19 protein-coding genes are annotated in these 18,045 nt (G+C 41.1%); 14 read left to right on the top strand and 5 right to left on the bottom strand.

Features of this window, described 5'->3' with window-relative positions:
• Positions 1-3: 3 nt before the first annotated feature.
• Complete coding sequence (locus B1sIIB91_RS05030) at positions 4-408, bottom strand: DUF4307 domain-containing protein (protein WP_095688504.1); 405 nt, start codon at positions 406-408, stop codon at positions 4-6.
• Positions 409-474: 66 nt separating this feature from the next.
• Here B1sIIB91_RS05030 and B1sIIB91_RS06075 point away from each other — a divergent pair, with 66 nt between their 5' ends.
• The 5 genes from B1sIIB91_RS06075 to B1sIIB91_RS05010 all read left to right on the top strand — a co-directional run bounded on the left by B1sIIB91_RS06075 (position 475) and on the right by B1sIIB91_RS05010 (position 3,934).
• Entirely contained in the window at positions 475-612 is a 138-nt protein-coding gene (locus B1sIIB91_RS06075) for a hypothetical protein (RefSeq protein WP_190279167.1), read from the top strand.
• Positions 613-627: 15 nt separating this feature from the next.
• Complete coding sequence (locus B1sIIB91_RS05025; RefSeq protein ID WP_095688503.1) at positions 628-1,353, top strand: SURF1 family cytochrome oxidase biogenesis protein; 726 nt, start codon at positions 628-630, stop codon at positions 1,351-1,353.
• Entirely contained in the window at positions 1,350-1,646 is a 297-nt protein-coding gene (locus tag B1sIIB91_RS05020; protein ID WP_223298589.1) for a DUF3817 domain-containing protein, read from the top strand. Before B1sIIB91_RS05025 ends, B1sIIB91_RS05020 begins: the two co-directional genes overlap by 4 nt.
• Before the next feature lie 130 nt (positions 1,647-1,776).
• Complete coding sequence (locus B1sIIB91_RS05015; RefSeq protein ID WP_095688502.1) at positions 1,777-3,129, top strand: PhoH family protein; 1,353 nt, start codon at positions 1,777-1,779, stop codon at positions 3,127-3,129.
• Positions 3,130-3,337: 208 nt separating this feature from the next.
• On the top strand, positions 3,338-3,934 hold the full coding sequence (locus tag B1sIIB91_RS05010; protein ID WP_095688501.1) for an aggregation-promoting factor C-terminal-like domain-containing protein: 597 nt from the start codon (positions 3,338-3,340) through the stop codon (positions 3,932-3,934).
• Positions 3,935-3,982: 48 nt separating this feature from the next.
• On the opposite strand, the gene B1sIIB91_RS05005 is transcribed toward B1sIIB91_RS05010, so the two are convergent.
• On the bottom strand, positions 3,983-4,354 hold the full coding sequence (locus tag B1sIIB91_RS05005; protein WP_095688500.1) for a hypothetical protein: 372 nt from the start codon (positions 4,352-4,354) through the stop codon (positions 3,983-3,985).
• A 95-nt stretch (positions 4,355-4,449) separates the two neighbouring features.
• Between B1sIIB91_RS05005 and B1sIIB91_RS05000 the strand changes: the two genes are divergently transcribed.
• The 6 genes from B1sIIB91_RS05000 to B1sIIB91_RS04975 all read left to right on the top strand — a co-directional run bounded on the left by B1sIIB91_RS05000 (position 4,450) and on the right by B1sIIB91_RS04975 (position 10,820).
• Complete coding sequence (locus tag B1sIIB91_RS05000; protein ID WP_095688499.1) at positions 4,450-5,175, top strand: Type 1 glutamine amidotransferase-like domain-containing protein; 726 nt, start codon at positions 4,450-4,452, stop codon at positions 5,173-5,175.
• Positions 5,144-6,388 (top strand): MFS transporter, encoded by a 1,245-nt coding sequence (locus tag B1sIIB91_RS04995; protein WP_223298588.1) that lies wholly within the window; start codon positions 5,144-5,146, stop codon positions 6,386-6,388. Before B1sIIB91_RS05000 ends, B1sIIB91_RS04995 begins: the two co-directional genes overlap by 32 nt.
• A gap of 57 nt (positions 6,389-6,445) precedes the next feature.
• On the top strand, positions 6,446-7,558 hold the full coding sequence (locus tag B1sIIB91_RS04990) for a S1C family serine protease (RefSeq protein ID WP_095688498.1): 1,113 nt from the start codon (positions 6,446-6,448) through the stop codon (positions 7,556-7,558).
• Positions 7,559-7,681: 123 nt separating this feature from the next.
• Complete coding sequence (locus B1sIIB91_RS04985) at positions 7,682-8,710, top strand: zinc-dependent alcohol dehydrogenase (RefSeq protein ID WP_095688497.1); 1,029 nt, start codon at positions 7,682-7,684, stop codon at positions 8,708-8,710.
• An 81-nt stretch (positions 8,711-8,791) separates the two neighbouring features.
• The gene (locus tag B1sIIB91_RS04980; protein WP_095688496.1) at positions 8,792-9,811 is read left to right on the top strand and encodes a zinc-dependent alcohol dehydrogenase family protein; all 1,020 of its coding nucleotides are present in this window, start codon (positions 8,792-8,794) and stop codon (positions 9,809-9,811) included.
• Between the two features lie 10 nt (positions 9,812-9,821).
• Complete coding sequence (locus tag B1sIIB91_RS04975) at positions 9,822-10,820, top strand: zinc-dependent alcohol dehydrogenase family protein (RefSeq protein WP_095688495.1); 999 nt, start codon at positions 9,822-9,824, stop codon at positions 10,818-10,820.
• A gap of 7 nt (positions 10,821-10,827) precedes the next feature.
• Here B1sIIB91_RS04975 and B1sIIB91_RS04970 read toward each other — a convergent pair whose 3' ends face one another.
• A complete protein-coding gene (locus B1sIIB91_RS04970) occupies positions 10,828-12,486 on the bottom strand; it encodes a fumarate hydratase (RefSeq protein WP_095688494.1) in 1,659 nt (552 codons plus the stop codon).
• Between the two features lie 42 nt (positions 12,487-12,528).
• Here B1sIIB91_RS04970 and B1sIIB91_RS04965 point away from each other — a divergent pair, with 42 nt between their 5' ends.
• A complete protein-coding gene (locus tag B1sIIB91_RS04965) occupies positions 12,529-13,494 on the top strand; it encodes a 4-hydroxy-3-methylbut-2-enyl diphosphate reductase (RefSeq protein WP_095688493.1) in 966 nt (321 codons plus the stop codon).
• On the opposite strand, the gene B1sIIB91_RS04960 is transcribed toward B1sIIB91_RS04965, so the two are convergent.
• Both B1sIIB91_RS04960 and B1sIIB91_RS04955 read right to left on the bottom strand, forming a co-directional pair.
• The gene (locus tag B1sIIB91_RS04960) at positions 13,474-13,881 is read right to left on the bottom strand and encodes a hypothetical protein (protein WP_095688492.1); all 408 of its coding nucleotides are present in this window, start codon (positions 13,879-13,881) and stop codon (positions 13,474-13,476) included. The genes B1sIIB91_RS04965 and B1sIIB91_RS04960 overlap by 21 nt on opposite strands.
• Entirely contained in the window at positions 13,874-15,025 is a 1,152-nt protein-coding gene (locus B1sIIB91_RS04955; RefSeq protein WP_095688491.1) for a DNA recombination protein RmuC, read from the bottom strand. Before B1sIIB91_RS04955 ends, B1sIIB91_RS04960 begins: the two co-directional genes overlap by 8 nt.
• Positions 15,026-15,076: 51 nt before the next feature.
• On the opposite strand from B1sIIB91_RS04955, the gene ychF reads away from it, so the two are divergent.
• Positions 15,077-16,150, top strand: coding sequence for a redox-regulated ATPase YchF (ychF, locus tag B1sIIB91_RS04950; protein WP_095688490.1), 1,074 nt, complete (start codon positions 15,077-15,079; stop codon positions 16,148-16,150).
• Positions 16,143-18,041 (top strand): translational GTPase TypA, encoded by a 1,899-nt coding sequence (gene typA / locus B1sIIB91_RS04945; RefSeq protein ID WP_095688489.1) that lies wholly within the window; start codon positions 16,143-16,145, stop codon positions 18,039-18,041. Before ychF ends, typA begins: the two co-directional genes overlap by 8 nt.
• Positions 18,042-18,045 lie beyond the last annotated feature (4 nt).

The following is an 18,045-nucleotide window of genomic DNA, read 5'->3' as shown; positions in this document are numbered from 1 at the left end:
ATGTTACTGGCAACTAGTAATTCCTGCATTAACAGCAGGAAGACGAGTAGCAATCTCAATAGTGCGGGTGTTAGTCCCTGATTTAAGTGATGTGGCTGGCATTAGATCAGAGATTTCACCAATAGTATTTTTATCAATATCTCTAGCCACTATTGAACAGCTGTGATCAATATTTATATCTTTTACCAAAATTGAATATGTAACTGAAATACTCTGATCATTAACTACTTCAAATGAAAGTAACTCATATCTAACGTCAGGGTTAGCAGCATTAAGACCACTCCAAATAAACCAGGTGATAGCAGCAATGAGAGAAATCACTGCAGGCCAAAGCCAGCTTCGGTTTTCCTCTTTAATGCCATAACGCTGGCGCAGATGTGCAGATGCGAGCACTTTGGGATGAGTCACATGGATAAGTGTAGAGCGATATGACCCAGCCTAAGTAGGCTTATCTTCTAGATACGGGGTGTAAAAATGGATGAGGTAAAAAGCTTTGATATGGGCGTTGCTGGCTCACTAACTATGATTTTTTTAACCCTTGCCACCACGCTTTTATTGGTTAATTTTTATCGCCGGTATAAAAGATTAATTGATCGCAAAGATCAAGAGTAATTTTAAGATCAAAATATGAAGGTAGCAAAGAAATTATTAGTAGTAATTACCTGGCTACTTTTAATCTATACCAGCTTTGAACTTGGTATGTGGCAACTACATCGTGCTCAGGATATGAATGAGCAAAGTGCGCCAACACCAGATCAACCTCTAATTTCATTAGATAAAGTCTCCTCCGCTGGTAAGAATATGCCGATAAAAGCGGTTAATCGAATTGTTTCAGCCTCTGGTAATTACACAAATAGTTATGTTGCACTGGATCAAAAAATAGAGCCAGAAGAAATTGTTGATTTAGATGTCAGATTACTAAAGTTAAGTACCGGCCATGGAATATTGGTGGTGCGCGAAATTGCAAAAAACTCACCAGAGGTAATTAACTCATCAGTTGCGATCACTGGCCGGTTATATCCAAGACAAAATGTTGACCGAGCCTTTGCCAAGCTTGGGCAATTACCCCGAATAGATCCTTCATTAGTTGTAAGTAAAGAAAATCCATTTTTATATGATGGATATATTATTCTGCAGACGGAAAAAGTGGCTAGTAATGTAAAAAATAATATTACACCGATTCCATCACCGCAGTTATCCCAGAAGATTCCAGGATTTTATTGGCAACATATCTCATACGTTGTAGTGTGGTGGTTCATGGCTTTGCTACTTTTAATAGCACCATTATTTCCTCAATTTAGATCTCCAAAGCCAGTGGTAGCAGCTGTCACAAAAGTAAGGGGTAAAAAGTGAGTGGTGTAATAATTAGGTTTCGAGTAATGGCAATTTGGGCTGGCGTAATGTCACTACTTTTGTGGTTCCTATATATGCCAGCTAAGTACCTAGTATCTGATGAGAGCTTTTATGAACGCTTCATCTGGATACCAATCGTGCATGGCTTTACCTATCCAATCTATCTTTTAGCCGCTCTTCACCTTTGTTTTAAGCAGCGAAAATCCTTACTTGCTACCGCTTTATTTTTACTTGCCGGAACTTTGCCAGTTGCCTCAATTTGGATAGAGCGTTCGGTGGCAAAAGGGCGCTAACGGGCAAACTCTTAATTTAAACTTAACCTTTACCCCTTGCGTGTCGGCACAAAATCTTAAGGTTCATAATTTACCTTTTACCTATCTTCCAATACTCCGAGCACAACTAAACAGATTGCGATGATAGAAATTGGCCAGTGAGTCTATTGTCTTAAAGTCAGTAAATACCCAATCAAATCCTGCTCGAATTACATATGTTTTAGATACCAGCGTGCTGCTAGCTGATCCAATAGCACTTTCTAGATTTGCTGAGCATGAGGTAATAATTCCAATTACTGTAATCGGTGAGTTAGAAACTAAGCGAGATCACCCAGATCTTGGCTACTTCGCCAGAGCCGCCCTTCGCAGCCTTGATGAATTACGTGTGAAAAGTGGTCGATTAGATCACCCAATTAGTATTAATGATGTTGGTGGCTCATTATCAGTTGAGTTAAACCACTCTGATGTTTCAAAGCTACCAGCAGGCTTTTTGCGAGATGGTTCAAATGATTCAAGAATTTTAGCGATCGCTAAAAACCTAATGGCAGATGGCCGCAAGGTTGTATTAGTTACCAAAGATTTACCACTACGGGTTAAAGCATCCTCGGTAGGAGTTGAAGCGCAGGAGTATCGAGCAGAACTCGCAAGTAGTAGCGGTTGGACTGGCATGGTGGAGGAGAGTGTTGGCTCCACAATTATTGATTCCTTATATGAAAAAGATCGAATCATTCATGAGTTAGCAAAAACTCATCCCTGCCATACTGGAATTGTTTTACACTCTGAAAAAGGCAGCGCTCTAGCGAGAGTAACTCCAGATAAGCATCTGCAATTAGTGCGGGGAGATCGAGCAGCCTTTGGATTACATGGGAGAAGCGCTGAACAACGAGTTGCATTAGATATTTTGTTAGATCCTGAGATCGGAATAATCTCACTTGGCGGGCGGGCTGGTACCGGTAAAAGCGCCCTAGCCCTTTCAGCTGGCCTTGATGCTGTTTTAGAAAAGCGACTACATAAAAAGGTAGTTATCTTTCGCCCACTTTATGCAGTTGGTGGCCAAGAGCTTGGATATCTGCCTGGAACTGAAAATGAAAAGATGTCACCTTGGGCCCAAGCAGTCTTTGACACCTTAGGAGCGTTAGTTAGCCAGCAGGTAATTGATGAGGTAGTAGAACGTGGGCTTATTGAGGTTTTGCCATTGACCCATATCAGGGGCCGCTCCCTGCACGACTCATTTGTAATTGTTGATGAAGCCCAATCCCTTGAACGCGGTGTTTTACTCACCGTGCTATCTCGAATTGGCCAAGGCTCTCGAGTAGTGCTAACCCATGACATTGCCCAGCGAGATAACCTTCGAGTTGGCCGCCATGATGGGGTCGTTGCTGTGGTTGAATCCTTAAAAGGTCACCCGCTCTTTGCCCATATCACCCTGACTAGGAGCGAGCGCTCGCAAATAGCAGCCTTAGTAACTGAGCTGCTTGAGGAGCCAATTAACTTCACAAGTTAGATTTACCCCCTGCTGCGACATAACGGATAAATCAGACTTTCCACTTTCTGACCTGCGGTTTTAGTATTTAAAAAGGCTGTGAATATAAACATAATCGCGCCACACGCCCAGATAAAGTTGCCCTGCCCACCCCTGGCTGACACCCTAACCAGGTCATAAGAGCTGCCAGGTGGCAGTTTTGACGCTAAAAAGGAAGGTGGGTGTGGTGATGAAGATTCTCGTTGCCCAAATCCCGACTGGCAAAGTCCGCCGTCTTTCCTTTTATGCCGCCGCCATGGCCTTCTTCATGATGGTAGTTGAGCCAACCTCCGCCTCCGCCAACATGCAGTTTTATGTCACCATCCCAAGTGAGGCCACTACCCCCCAACCTGCCTCTGAATCTGATCTGCCAGCTGATACCACCCCATCCCTTTTAGAGTTAGATGGCGTTAAAAATGTTGATGCCTCCACCATGGCCCTGCTCTCCCTAGCTATCCGCCAGGTTGAGTTAGCTCGTGAGCCACAAGGGGCAAAGCAGGTGGCAAAAGCTTTAATCGCTGAAAAATATCAATGGGGTGAGGAGCAGTACTCATGCCTTAATAAACTTTGGACAAAAGAGAGTCATTGGAATTACAAGGCTAGAAATAAAGTCTCTGGCGCCCATGGAATTGCCCAAGCACTGCCAGCCACCAAAATGGAGATAGTTGGAACTGATTGGCGCACTAACCCAGTTACTCAAATTAGTTGGGGATTAAAATATATTAACGAGCGCTATGACAGCCCTTGCAAAGCATGGAGCAAGTTTAAAAGATCGCGCTGGTACTAACTTCTACGCCTAACTTCTACGCCTAACTTCTATAGCTAAAGAAGTAGCTTATAAATAAGCTAAAAGCACAACAAAGTTAAAACTACTCATCAGCACAAATAGGCCGCCAAGGATTTTAAGCCGCGAAGCTGAACCAATAATTCCTGCTCCTACCGGCGATACTAATTTAAGCTTTTTTAGTGCTTTGACCACTGAAAGACTATCTTCAATAGCCGCTAGCATCGCGGTGACTGAGAAAACTCCGCCAGAGGCTACTAAGCCAATCACAAATAATTTTAGGGTCAAATCTGTGCTGTTATTTAGGTTGCCAGTAGCAGCGAGTGCTAGCACGGCAGAGAGTAATACAGTTGGGGCTAATTGAGATTTAACTCTAATCACCCGTTGTTGATTCCAGATATTAATTAGTTCTTTTTCATCCATGCTTCATATCATACAAGAATTGGGCGGTTTTATTGATAATACTGATAAAGATTAATAATGTGGCAATAGCGCATCTTTTGACCTAGCATTGCAATATGAATGGCTCACTTGCATTAGTTGGTTCCGGTGAGTACTTACCTGTGATGGCAGAGTTTGAAAAATCTTTACTAGAAGATGGCATTAAAAATGGTAAGGAAAATATCTATATCCAAATACCAACTGCAGCAGCTCAAGAAAGTGACTCCCGCCTTGAGTATTGGAGAGATTTAGGGCAAAAACAAGCACAAGCTATTGGTGCTAAGCCACTATTCCTGCCTATCTATACCCGAGATGATGCTCAGAACATGGATTTTGTAAATCAAATTAGTAATGGCGCACTTATTTATATGTCAGGGGGAGATCCACATTATTTAGCTAAGACTTTAATTGATACACCAATTTGGCAGGCGATAGTTAAGAATTGGCAAAGTGGGGCCTCATTAGCCGGTTGCAGTGCGGGGGCGATGGTTTTATCATCCCAAATCCCAAATTTTAGATTAAGCAGGGCAGAGCCAACGACAGGGCTTGATCTAATTCCAAATATAAGAGTGATCCCGCACTTTAATAAGTTTTTTAAATGGATTCCAGAAAGCGCCGCCAAGTTGTTAATGCATGTGCCAGATGATTCGATTTTAATTGGTATTGATGAGTTAACTGCAATTGTTAAACGAGGCGGAACAGATTTTTGGCAAGTTTATGGACAGGCTAAACTTCATATGCTTAAGGGATCTCCCGAGGCGCAATTTTCACATGGACAGGAAATTAGATTTAATGGAGATTAGCCAAGTATTAGCCCAACCACACGCTAAGAAGTTTTTTATCGCAAGGTTTATCTCAAATTACGGTAATGGCATGAGCCCAATTGCTTTAGCTTTTGGCATCTTGGCCTTGCCCAATGGCTCAGCTAATCTTTTAGGTTTAACTCTTGGTGTTACCAGTGCGATGTTTATTTTAATGGTGCCATTTGGTGGAGTGATTGCCGATAAATACGGCCGGGCCAAGATGGTTGGTTTAACTGACACTTTAGCTGGGCTAATTTTATTTATTCAAGTCTTCTACTTTGCTACCGGTGATGTGCCGGTCGCGGTCTTATTAATTGTTAATGGCTGCTATGGAATTTTATCCGGCATATTCTGGCCAGCATTTACTGGAATCATGCCCTCGATTGTGCCAGAGGCGGGATTACAGAAAGCAAATGCAATTAACTCCTTAGCAGCTAACGCGGGGTTAATTTTAGGAGCAGCATCTGCTGGAATTTTAATTGATACCTACGGAGCAGCTATTACCTTAGGAATTGATGCTGCATCCTTTGTTATCGCGGGAATATTAGTTTCAACCTTAAGCCACTTAACCCCTCCAATGGCAAATAATACAAATACCATGATCAAGGATTTCATAGACGGCTGGCGAGTATTTAAGTCCTTTAATTGGATTGTAATTGTTGTAGTTTCATTTTCATTTATTGTTATGTGTTGGGCAGCAGCTGAAAATGTGCTAGGCCCGCTAGTAGCACTTGAGCATTTTAATGGAGCTAAATCTTGGTCAATAGTTATTACTGCAGAATCAGCTGGCTTAGTAGTTGGAGCCTTACTGGCAATGAAAATAAAACCAAAATACCCAATAAGATTTTTACAAATCTCATCCTTTACTCTTTGTTTTTACATGTTCTCTCTCGCTAAACCACAATCTCTTTTAGTTGTTTCAATTTGTGCATTCTTTTTTGGTATTACTTTAGATTTATGGGGAACCCTTTGGTATACCGCGCTACACCGTATGGTGCCTAGGGATGCACTCTCTAGAGTTTCATCCTTTGATGCCATGGGGGCATTAGTTTTTAAACCTATCGGCCTTGCAATTGCAGCGCCTATCTCTTTGCTAATTGGCATTGATAACCTGATATATATTTTGATTGTAATATCAGTATTAGCAATCTCACTTCCGCTTTTAAGCGCGGATGTGAGAAATATGAGTTATGAAGATTCATCAAATAATTAGGTTTCTCACAGGAAATTTCAAGAAATACCTCTTACTATCAGGGGCTTAGGGAGTTAAATGAAAAGCACAGCTTTTAAAATCTTAACCGGATTCATCTTGGGCGCTACCGTAGTTGGTGGCTTTGCAATCGCAAACCCTTTTACTACACCAGTAGTTAAAGCCTGCGTGGATAACAAGACAAAAGCTTTGTATATTTCAAGTAATGGCAGTTGTCCCAAGGGGCGCAGCGCTATTGATATTGGCGCTACTGGTGCCAATGTTAAAAGTATTGCTCAACTAGTTTCACCTTCAGTAGTTTCAATTGAGGTAACTGCAGCCAGCGGTAGTGGAACTGGTTCTGGCTCAATATATAAATCAAATGCAAATAATTCATTCATTATCACCAATAACCATGTTATTGAAACAGCAGCTGTTTCAGGACAGATCGAAGTTGAGCTAAATAATGGAGATGTCCTACCAGCAACAATTATTGGGCGAAACTCTGATTATGATCTTGCAATCATTTCAATTAAAAAAGGAAATCTACCTGAGATCGCAATTGGAAACTCATCATCTCTTTCAATTGGTGATCCAGTAATTGCTTTTGGTTCACCGTTAGGTCTTTCTGGCACAGTAACTAGTGGAATTGTCTCAGCTCTTAATCGACCAGTAACTACTGGATCGTTAAGTGCTGAAAGTTTTATGGATGCGATTCAAACGGATGCAGCGATTAATCCAGGTAATTCAGGTGGACCATTAGTTGATTCACAAGGGCGAATTGTTGGTGTTAATTCAGCAATTGCAACTGTTGGTTCAGCTGCAGCAACTGCCGGAAATATTGGCCTTGGTTTTTCAATTCCATTTAATCAAGCTAAGCGAATTGCTGATGAGTTAATTGCTACTGGTAAATCAACCAAACCACTTGTGGGTATTTCATTTGATAATACCTATACCGGCTTAGGAGCTAGAGTTGCCGGCATTACCGCTGGCAAAGCAGCTGAGCGGGCTGGAATGAGTGTTGGCTTAATTGTTAAAACAATTGATGGATTTAAAATTAATGATCTAGTAACTGCAATTGTTAGAATTAGATCTCATGCACCGGGTGATCAGGTAGTTATTGTTGCTGAATTACCAACTGGGGGCACAAAGACTTTTACATTCACGCTTGATTCAGCCCCAGCACTTCCATAGCCTTAAAACTGCCCTTACCTAAAACAGTGGTGGGATATAAATTTAATTAGAGTTTGCACTATCCACCCCTTCAACATCAGGGTAAAATCAGTTAAACCATTATTAATTAGTTAAGAGGATTAAATGCAGCGTCTAGTCGCAACAAGTGTTAACACCGTTACCTTGCAAGAGGTAGAAAAACCATCACTTAAAGCTGGTGAGATTCTTGCGCAGACACTTGTAACTGGCGTTTGTGGCTCTGACATACATGCAGTTCAGGGACATCATCCATTTGTTCCAGTTCCTTATAACCCAGGACATGAAGTAGTTGGCGTAATACGTGAGATTGCACCTGATGTTAAAGGTTTTTTAGTAGGGGATCGAGTTACGGTAGAACCAGATTTACCATGTTGGGATTGCAAGAATTGTAATAGTGGGCAAGAAAATCTTTGTGAGAATTTAAAGTTTTTTGGTTGTGGTTACACCCAAGGTGGTATGGCAGATTTTTGGACACTACCTGCGACAAGATTTCATAAAGTTCCTGAATCATTTTCAGATGAAGCCGCCGCCATGATTGAGCCTTTATCAACACCAGTACACGCAGTTAAGCTTTCTTTTATTGGCAGCAAAGATTTAACCGGTAAAACTGTTGCCATCTTAGGTTGTGGCACAATCGGATTACTAACACTTTATGCAGCTAAGTATTTTAATGCCAAGACAATAGTGATGACAGATCTAGTTGAGAAAAAGCGTAATTTAGCAAAACAAATAGGTGCCGATTTGGTATTTGATGCAGCAAGTAAAACCTTGCCAAGTGATATTAGGCAAGCGGTTGGGCAAAGTATTGATGTTGTCTATGATTGTGTGGCAATTCAACAAACAGTTTCACAAGCAATTTCACTCGCCGATAAGGCTGGAACAGTAATGATTGTAGGAGTTCCGTCAAAGGAGGTAACTATGCCACTTCCAATAATTCAAGATCATCAAATTAGAATTCAAGGCTCGGCAACATACTTACCTGCTGATTACCATGACTCAATTAAAATCATTAGCCAGTCCTCATTTAAAGCAAAGGAGATTGTGACTGCAATTTTTCCAAAAGATCAGGCTCAGCAAGCTTTTAATACTGCAATCGCTGGCGAGCAGATAAAGGTGTTAATTCGCTTTAGTTAAGCAAAAAACACTCTATTGCTATTTCCGTGCAATAAGTGAAATACTTTTATCTATTCAAACACTTAAAAGCTTGGGGAGTTCATGAAGGCAGTTGTCTATGATTCAGCAAAAAACTTTACTATAAAAGATATTCCAACACCTGAGCCAAAATCTGGTGAGGTGTTAGTAAAGATTGAACTAGCTGGAGTTTGCGGAACTGATCTACATATTCATGAGGGTGATTTTTTAGCAGAGTTTCCACTTATCCCAGGACATGAGATGGTTGGAATAGTTTCAGCTCTCGGCGCAGGTGTTAACCAATTTAAAGTTGGTGAGCGGGTAACGGTTAATCCAGTAGTTAGTTGTGGTGATTGTGAATTTTGCCGCGAGGGCAAACCAATTCTTTGCCATAATCGTAAAGGCCTTGGCACAAATTGGCCTGGCTCTTTTGCTGAGTACATGATTGCAACTGAAGACTTAGTATTCAAAGTTGGAAATCTTTCACCTGACGTAGCAGTCTTTGCTGAACCGGCGGCATGTGCGATGCATGGAGCACAGATGCTTGGAATTAAACCAGGAAGCAGTGCATTAATTTTTGGTGCAGGCCCAACTGGTCAATTACTTGCGCAATTGATGGCAACCTCAGGAGCAGCATCAGTAACAGTTGCTGGATCAACACAATTTAAATTAGACCTAGCTAAAAAATTAGGAGCAGATAAAACCTACCTAATGGATCGAAATAATGTTGCAAAGACCAAAGATGATCTACTTAAAGCATCACCAAGTGGTTATGACATAGTTGTTGAGGCAACTGGTTCTATGCAGGTTGCAGAGATATGCGTGCCACTTACTCGAAGCGGTGGAACTTTTATGGTTTATGGAGTTGCTGAGCCGGATGAGACTTTTAAGATAAACGCATTTGATGTATTTCATCGTGAGATAAGAATTCAAGGCTCTTTTGCAGAAATTGATACCTTCCCTGCCACCTTGGCAGCTCTTGAATCTGGACGCTTAAAGACCGATGGTTTGATAACTCATCGCTTTTCAATAGATGAATACGGTAAAGCGCTAGAGGCACTTAGAAGTGATAAGAGTGCACACAAGATAGTTCTTAAGTTTTAGGAGATAAATTATGAAAGCAGCAATCATTACAGGCATAGGCCAGATATCAGTTGAAACTGTTCCAGATCCAAAATGTGAAGATAGAGAAGTAATAATTGAGGTCGCAGCAGCTGGAATTTGTGGCACCGATCTTCATATTCTTGAAGGTGAGTTCGCACCAAGTCTGCCAATTATTCCTGGCCACGAATTTAGCGGAAAAATTATTGAAGTTGGTAAGAAAGTTACTGAGTATAAAGTTGGCCAATTAGTTGCAGCTGATCCTTCTTTATTTTGTGGTGAGTGTTTTTACTGCAAGCGCGCCCGTGGAAATCTCTGCCTTAACTGGAATGCAATTGGTGTTACTAAACCAGGAGGAGCTGCGCAGTATGTAGCAGCACCAGTAAAAAACTTATACCTACTGCCGCCAGAGATTGATGTTAAAGATGCAGGACTTATCGAGCCACTTTCATGTGCTGTGCGCGGTTATGACGTGCTGCCAAGAATTCCTGGCTCTAACTACCTTATCTACGGTTCAGGAACTATGGGATTAATGATGATGGAGTTAGCACGCCGCAATGGTGCTGCAACAGTTTCTATGGTGGATATAAATAAAGAAAGATTAGAAACTGCAAAGACTTTAGGTATTACACGTGTTGCAACATCAGCTAATGATTTTGAAACCGAGTATGGCTGGGATGTAGTAATTGATTGCACTGGTAATAAAGCTGCGATTCAAGATGCAATTGGCAGAACTATGCCAGGTGGAACATTTTTGCAGTTTGGTGTGGCAAATTTGGGTACAAAGATAGAGATTGATCCATTTTGGATTTACAACAAAGAAATTACCATTGCTGGCTCAATGGCGGTATTGCAAAGCTTTGATCGAGCAGGTGATCTATTAGCCTCTGGTGTTTTAAAGCCTGATGTAATGATTAGCCACAGGTTTGGATTAGATGATTACATGAAGGCGGTCGATATGTTTAAGAATAGTATTGGTCGTAAAATGACAATCGAGCCTAATAAACTTTAATTAATTATTAACTAACCGGTCCTTTGCCAATACTTAGCGGCCGGCGAATTTCGGCATAAAAATCATTTCCTTTATCATCAATAATTATGAAGGCTGGAAAGTTTTCTACTTCAATCTTAAAAACTGCCTCCATGCCTAGCTCTTCATAATCTAAAACCTCAATTTTTTTAATGCAGTCTTGCGCAAGCCGGGCTGCAGGTCCACCAATTGAACCAAGGTAAAAACCACCATATTTTTTACACGATTGTGCTACCGCTGATGATCTATTTCCTTTAGCTAACATAATCAGTGAGGCACCTGCTGCTTGAAACTCTTCAACATAGGAATCCATTCGACCAGCTGTAGTTGGTCCAAAAGAACCAGAGGCGTAACCAGCTGGTGTTTTAGCAGGACCTGCATAATAAACTGCATAATCTTTTAAGTATTGCGGCATTGGTTTTCCACTATTAATTAACTCTTTTATCTTTGAATGGGCTAAGTCGCGGGCAACAACTAATGTGCCAGTAAGACTTACTCTAGTTTTTGCAGGGTACTTTGATAATTGAGCCAAAATTTGAGTCATTGGCTTATTTAAATCAATCTTGACCTCATCTTGATCTAAATCATCATGGGTAGTTGCTGGTAAAAAGTGGGCCGGTTCAGTTTCTAATTTTTCAATAAACACACCATCTTTAGTTATTTTTGCCTTTACCTGCCGATCAGCAGAACATGAAACCGCTATTGCAATCGGAAGGGAAGCGCCGTGACGAGGTAATCTAACAACTCGCACATCATGACAAAAATATTTACCACCAAACTGAGCGCCAATACCAATGTCTTGCGTTAACTTTAATATCTCTTTCTCTAGTTCTAGATCTCTAAAACCATGACCGGTCTTAGCATCACCTTTTGTTGGCAGTGAATCTAGGTATTTAGTACTAGCAAGCTTTGCTGTCTTAACCGTGAACTCAGCGCTAGTGCCACCGATTACAACAACTAGGTGATAGGGAGGACAAGCTGAGGTGCCAAGTGAGCGCAGCTTTTCATCTAACCAAGTTAGAAATGATTTAGGATTTAGAACCGCTTTAGTTTCTTGATACAAAAATGATTTATTAGCGCTACCGCCACCTTTGGCAATAAATAAAAAGTTGTACTCATCAGCATGATCTGTATCTGAATAGATCTCAATCTGAGCTGGCAAATTATTACCAGTATTTTTTTCCTCCCAAGTACTAACTGGTGCTAATTGGGAGTAGCGAAGATTTAATTTAGTAAATGCTTCATAGACACCTTTTGAGATTGAAAGCTCATCTTTTTCAGTAGTTAATACTTGTTGGCCTTTTTTACCCATCACAATGACAGTTCCAGTGTCCTGACACATTGGCAGCACACCACCTGCTGAGATGTTGGCATTTTTAAGAAGATCAAGAGCAACAAAGCGATCATTTGGTGAGCTTTCTGGATCTTTTAAAATATTTGCTAGTTGAGCAAGATGCTCACTTCTTAGGTAGTGGGAAATATCATGTAATGCCACCTCAGTCAGGTTTTCAATCACAGCAGGTGATACCTTTAAAAATTCTTTTCCATCAGCGCTAAATGTGCTTATCCCATCGCTATTAAGCAGGCGATATTCGGTCTTATCCTCACCGATTGGCAGTAGATCTTGATAGGAAAATTCAGGGGCCATGGGATAAATCTAACCACTTCACCTATCAATTAGGATGGGCACATGAGCGCGGTGAGTGAAAAACTGGTATTACTTGCAGCACCTCGTGGCTATTGCGCAGGTGTTGATCGAGCAGTTATCACAGTTGAAAAAGCATTAGAGCTATATGGCGCACCGGTGTATGTAAGAAAGCAGATAGTTCATAACAAGCATGTAGTTGCAACACTTGAAGCAAAGGGTGCGATATTTGTAGAAGAAACTGATGAGGTGCCAGAGGGAAAGCTAGTTGTCTTCTCAGCTCATGGTGTTTCACCTGCTGTGCATGAAAGCGCCGCTACTAGAAATTTAAAAACAATTGATGCTACCTGTCCATTAGTTACAAAGGTTCATAATGAAGCACGTAGATTTGCCTCAGATGATTACGATATTTTATTAGTAGGACATGAAGGACATGAAGAGGTAGATGGCACAGCCGGTGAAGCGCCTAATAATATTCAACTAGTTGATGGCATTGAAAGTATAAAAAATATAAAGGTAAGGGATGAAAATAAAGTAGCTTGGTTATCACAGACCACATTAAGTGTGGATGAAACTTTGGCAACAGTGGCAGAGCTTAGAAAAAGATTTCCTAATTTAATTGATCCACCAAGTGATGATATTTGCTACGCCACACAAAATCGCCAAGTTGCTATTAAAGAGATTGCGCCTAAATCAGATTTAGTGTTAGTAGTCGGATCAACAAACTCATCTAACTCAGTTCGCTTAGTTGAAGTCTCACTTGAGTATGGTGCAAAAGCTGCATATCTAATTGATTATGCCGCAGAAGCAAAGGATGAATGGCTAGAAGGTGTTTTAACAATTGGAGTTTCAAGTGGAGCTTCTGTGCCAGAGATTTTAGTTAAAGATTTACTAACATGGCTTGCAGATCGAGGTTTCTCAAATGTTGAGGTAGTAACTGCTACTGAGGAGCACTTACTATTTTCCTTACCTGTTGAGTTAAGGAAAGATTTAAAAGCCGCTAGTAAGTGAAGAATCTGCCTGATTTCTTTTTTTATACCAAATAAACCATGCGATAGCTGCTCCGGTTAGTAAATAAAAAGATACCGAGGCAAGACCTGCTACTAAGTCAATTAATAACTTAGTTGGCATAAATGAGCCACCTCCCACAGTTGGCATTAAAATAATTGATGAGATAAGTAGTGATACAGGTGGGGCAACTGCTGTGACATATGCAGTTCCTGGCCGGCCTAAATAAATAGCGCCAAAGAAGGTGATCCAAATGGCTAGGCAAGTAATAATGCCAAGTGATGAACGAAAGGCTAATTCGATTGCCTGGAATAAAAAGATAACTAAAAACTGCAAAATAACAACACCTGGCTTAGTTAAGCCCGGTCCTTTAATTGGCAGATTACTCATCTTTTCCACCTTCAATCTCCTCTACCTCAATAAAGTCATCATCACTAGAAATACTTCTAAGCTCACGAACTGCGCCCGGAGATTCTGGATACTCAATTGCTAATTTTTCTTTATCACCTGAGACACCTAAGTTATGAATTCGCCGAGCTGGGCTTAATACAGTTTTTTCTGCAGTTGGAATTAAATCTTCATAAGCTTTAGCTGTTGTTGAGATTGCTTTGCCAACTGCCACAATTTTGCCATGAAGTAATGTGATGTTTTTTAAGAAAGTATTTGCTACTTTTTGAATTTCATCAGCGTTATCAGCTAATTTATTACGGGTAAAGATATATCCGATGGTGCGAAGTAGCGCCATCATTGAAGTTGGAGTTGCAACTGTCACATTTAATTTAAATGATTTTTCTAAAAATGCTGGATCAATACGAAGTGCTTCAGCAAGTAAGGTTTCAAATGGCACAAATAAAACAACAAAATCAGGAGAGCCAGCTGACTTGTGATAGCCGCGCTTAGCCAAGGCCTCCACATGTTTTAACAAGTCCTTACTGTGCTGGATAAGAAAAGCATCTCGCTCACTTTCTACCTGTGTACCAAATGCATCTAAGAAGCGATCAAATGGAAATTTTGAATCAATAAATATTGAACTGCCCCCTGGCATCTTCACCGTTATATCTGGAATACCTGATGAATCAGCATCTGTTGTTGATTTTTGCCTGCTGTATTCATGTCCTTCACGCAGACCTGCTGACTGTAAAAGCAGCTCTAGTTGTGCCTCACCAAATTTTCCTCGCGCCTGACTATTTGAGAGTGCACCAGCAATTTTCTTTGTTTCATCAAAGATTGATTCACTAGCCCGTCGCATCTCATTAATTGTGGTCTCAAGCTTTGCCTCTGCCTCAGTCCGAACTCGATTAGCTTCATTTGATTGAATAGATAATTTTTCAACGGTTGATTTCATCGCACTTAACTCAGCGGTTAACTTAATTGAGCTCTCAGTCTTACTTCGCTCAGCTTCTAATTGTTTTTTATAATCTTCTAACAACGCGCCATCATTGCCAGATGATTTATGGCGCAGGGCAGATACTAGATACCCAATTCCAGCACCTGCTGCTAAACCAATAATTAAGGCGGTAATTGAGGCGGGCATGGGGTTATAGTGGCATTAACTGCTGACAATCTTGCGTAGGCTTTACCCCTCGTGAGCCTTTCAATCGGAATCGTCGGTCTGCCAAATGTGGGTAAATCCACCCTGTTTAACGCCCTGACCAAAAACAATGTCTTAGCTGCTAACTACCCATTTGCCACTATTGAACCCAATGTTGGCGTGGTGGGAGTACCAGATACCAGGTTGGCAGTTCTTGCAAAAATTTTTAGTTCAGAAAAGATTTTGCCAGCAGCAGTCTCCTTTGTTGATATCGCCGGAATTGTTAAGGGAGCCTCTGAAGGAGCAGGACTTGGAAATAAATTTTTAGCAAACATCAGAGAATCTGATGCGATCTGCCAGGTGATTAGAGTTTTTAGAGATGGTGATGTTGTCCATGTTGATGGCGATGTTAATCCGAAAAAAGATATGGAAACAATTAATACTGAACTTTGCTTAGCAGACCTGCAAACCTTAGAAAAAGCTATCCCACGTCTTGAAAAAGAGGTTAGGACTATTAAGGAGAAGGTTCCGGTTTTAGCAGCCGCTAAAGAAGCTGCTGAAATATTAAATAAAGGACAGTTGCTGCGAGGAAGTAAGGTTGATATTGACTCAATTCTAGAGTTGCAGTTGTTAACTGCTAAGCCGTTTTTGTATGTATTTAATGTCGATGCTGCTGAGTTATCAGATAATAAATTACGAGATGAATTAGCGGCGCTGGTAAAACCGGCTGAGGCAATATTCTTAGATGCAAAGACTGAGGCAGAATTAGCTGATTTAGATGATGCAGATGCGCTGGAATTACTTAAATCAATCGGATTAACTGAGCCGGGACTGAGCACATTAGCAAGAGTTGGATTTAATACATTAGGATTACAGACATATCTCACCGCAGGGCCTAAAGAGGCCAGGGCGTGGACGATTCATAAAGGTGATACCGCACCGGCTGCTGCTGGTGTAATTCACACTGATTTTCAAAAAGGATTTATCAAGGCTGAAATTGTGGCCTTTGATGATTTAGTTACTGCCGGATCAATGGTGCAAGCCCGCGCCAATGGCAAGGTAAGAATGGAAGGCAAGGATTACGTAATGGCTGATGGAGATGTAGTGGAGTTTAGGTTTAATGTCTAAAAAACAAGCACACTTAAAAGATCTGCCAATTAAAAAACGGGAGAACCTTAGAAACGTAGCAATTATTGCTCACGTAGATCATGGCAAGACCACATTAGTTGATGCCATGCTTTGGCAATCTGGCGCTTTTGCTGCGCACAAAAAACAAGATGAAGGCCAAGACCGAATGATGGATTCAATGGATCTTGAGCGCGAAAAAGGAATTACTATTTTGGCAAAAAATACTGCAGTAAAACGCGGAGATACGATTGTAAATATTATTGATACACCAGGGCACGCCGACTTTGGTGGCGAAGTTGAGCGCGGTTTAGAAATGGTTGATGGCGTTATCTTGCTAGTAGATGCTTCAGAGGGTCCACTGCCACAAACTCGTTTCGTACTTCGTAAAGCGTTGCAAAAGAATCTTCCAGTTATTTTAGTTATTAATAAAGTAGATCGACCAGATTCGCGTATCGCAGAGGTAGTAGATGAGGCGTACGCGCTCTTTTTAGATTTAGATGCAAATGAAGATCAAATTGAGTTTCCAATTGTTTACGCATCCGCTAAAGCAGGAAGAGCATCTCTTGAGCGACCAGTAGATGGTGGCATGCCTGATAAAGAAAACTTAGATATTTTATTTGACACTATATTTTCGGCAATTCCAGCTCCTGTTTATCACGAAGGTGCACCACTACAAGCACATGTAACAAACTTAGACTCCTCACCATTTTTAGGCAGGCTTGCACTTTGCCGAGTTCGCGAAGGTGTTATTAAAAAAGGTCAATCAGTAACTTGGATTAAAACTGATGGCTCAACTGAGCGAGTTAAGGTATCTGAGCTATTAATTACTGAAGCACTAGAGCGAGTTCCAGCACTTGAAGCACACCCTGGCGACATCATCGCAGTTGCTGGAATTGAAACTATTACGTTAGGTGAAACCCTTGCTGATCTAGAAAATCCACATGCACTGCCATTAATCACTGTTGATGAACCAAGTATTTCTATGACCATTGGTATTAATACATCCCCGCTAGCTGGAAAGAGTGGAAATAAGTTAACTGCTCGCCAGGTTAAGGGCCGCCTTGATGCCGAGTTAGTTGGAAATGTTTCACTTAGAGTTTTAAATACTGAAAGACCAGATACCTGGGAAGTGCAGGGGCGAGGTGAGCTACAACTTGCAGTTTTAGTTGAGATCATGAAACGTGAAGGATTTGAGTTAACAGTAGGTAAGCCACAAGTTGTTACCAAAATTGTTGATGGCAAAATGCATGAGCCGATGGAGCGATTATCAATTGACGCACCTGAGGAGTACTTAGGAGTTATTACGCAATTAATGGCGCTGCGCAAGGGCCGAATGGAACAAATGGTTAATCATGGAACTAGTTGGATACGTCTTGATTATCGCGTGCCATCTCGTGGGCTAATTGGTTTTAGAACTGAGTTTCTAACTGAGACAAGAGGAACAGGATTACTTCACCATGTATTTGATGGTTATGAAGCCTGGCATGGTGAGCTTCGAACTCGCTCAACTGGTTCTTTAGTATCTGATCGAATTGGAACAGTAACTAGCTACGCACTTTATGGCACGCAAGATCGTGGATCAATATTTGTTGAACCAGGTGATGAAGTTTATGAAGGTATGGTAATTGGTGAGAACTCACGAAGTGAAGACATGGATGTTAACTGCGTTAGAGAAAAGAAGTTAACAAATATGCGAGCATCCGGTACTGATGAATCTGAGCGATTAATCCCTGCTAAGAAATTAAATATGGAGGGCGCCCTTGAGTTTTGTCGCGAGGATGAATGTGTTGAGGTAACACCAGCAGTAGTTCGAATTCGAAAAGTTGTCTTAGATGGTTCAACTCGGGCAAGGCAAACCTCAAAAAACAAGCGAGCTAACGAGAACGCTTAAGCAT

The sequence above is a fragment of the Candidatus Nanopelagicus abundans genome (assembly GCF_002288305.1).
Classification (GTDB): Bacteria; Actinomycetota; Actinomycetes; order Nanopelagicales; family Nanopelagicaceae; genus Nanopelagicus; species Nanopelagicus abundans.
The sequence above is the reverse complement of the archived record's forward strand: the minus strand, read 5'-3'. Positions and strand labels throughout refer to the sequence as shown.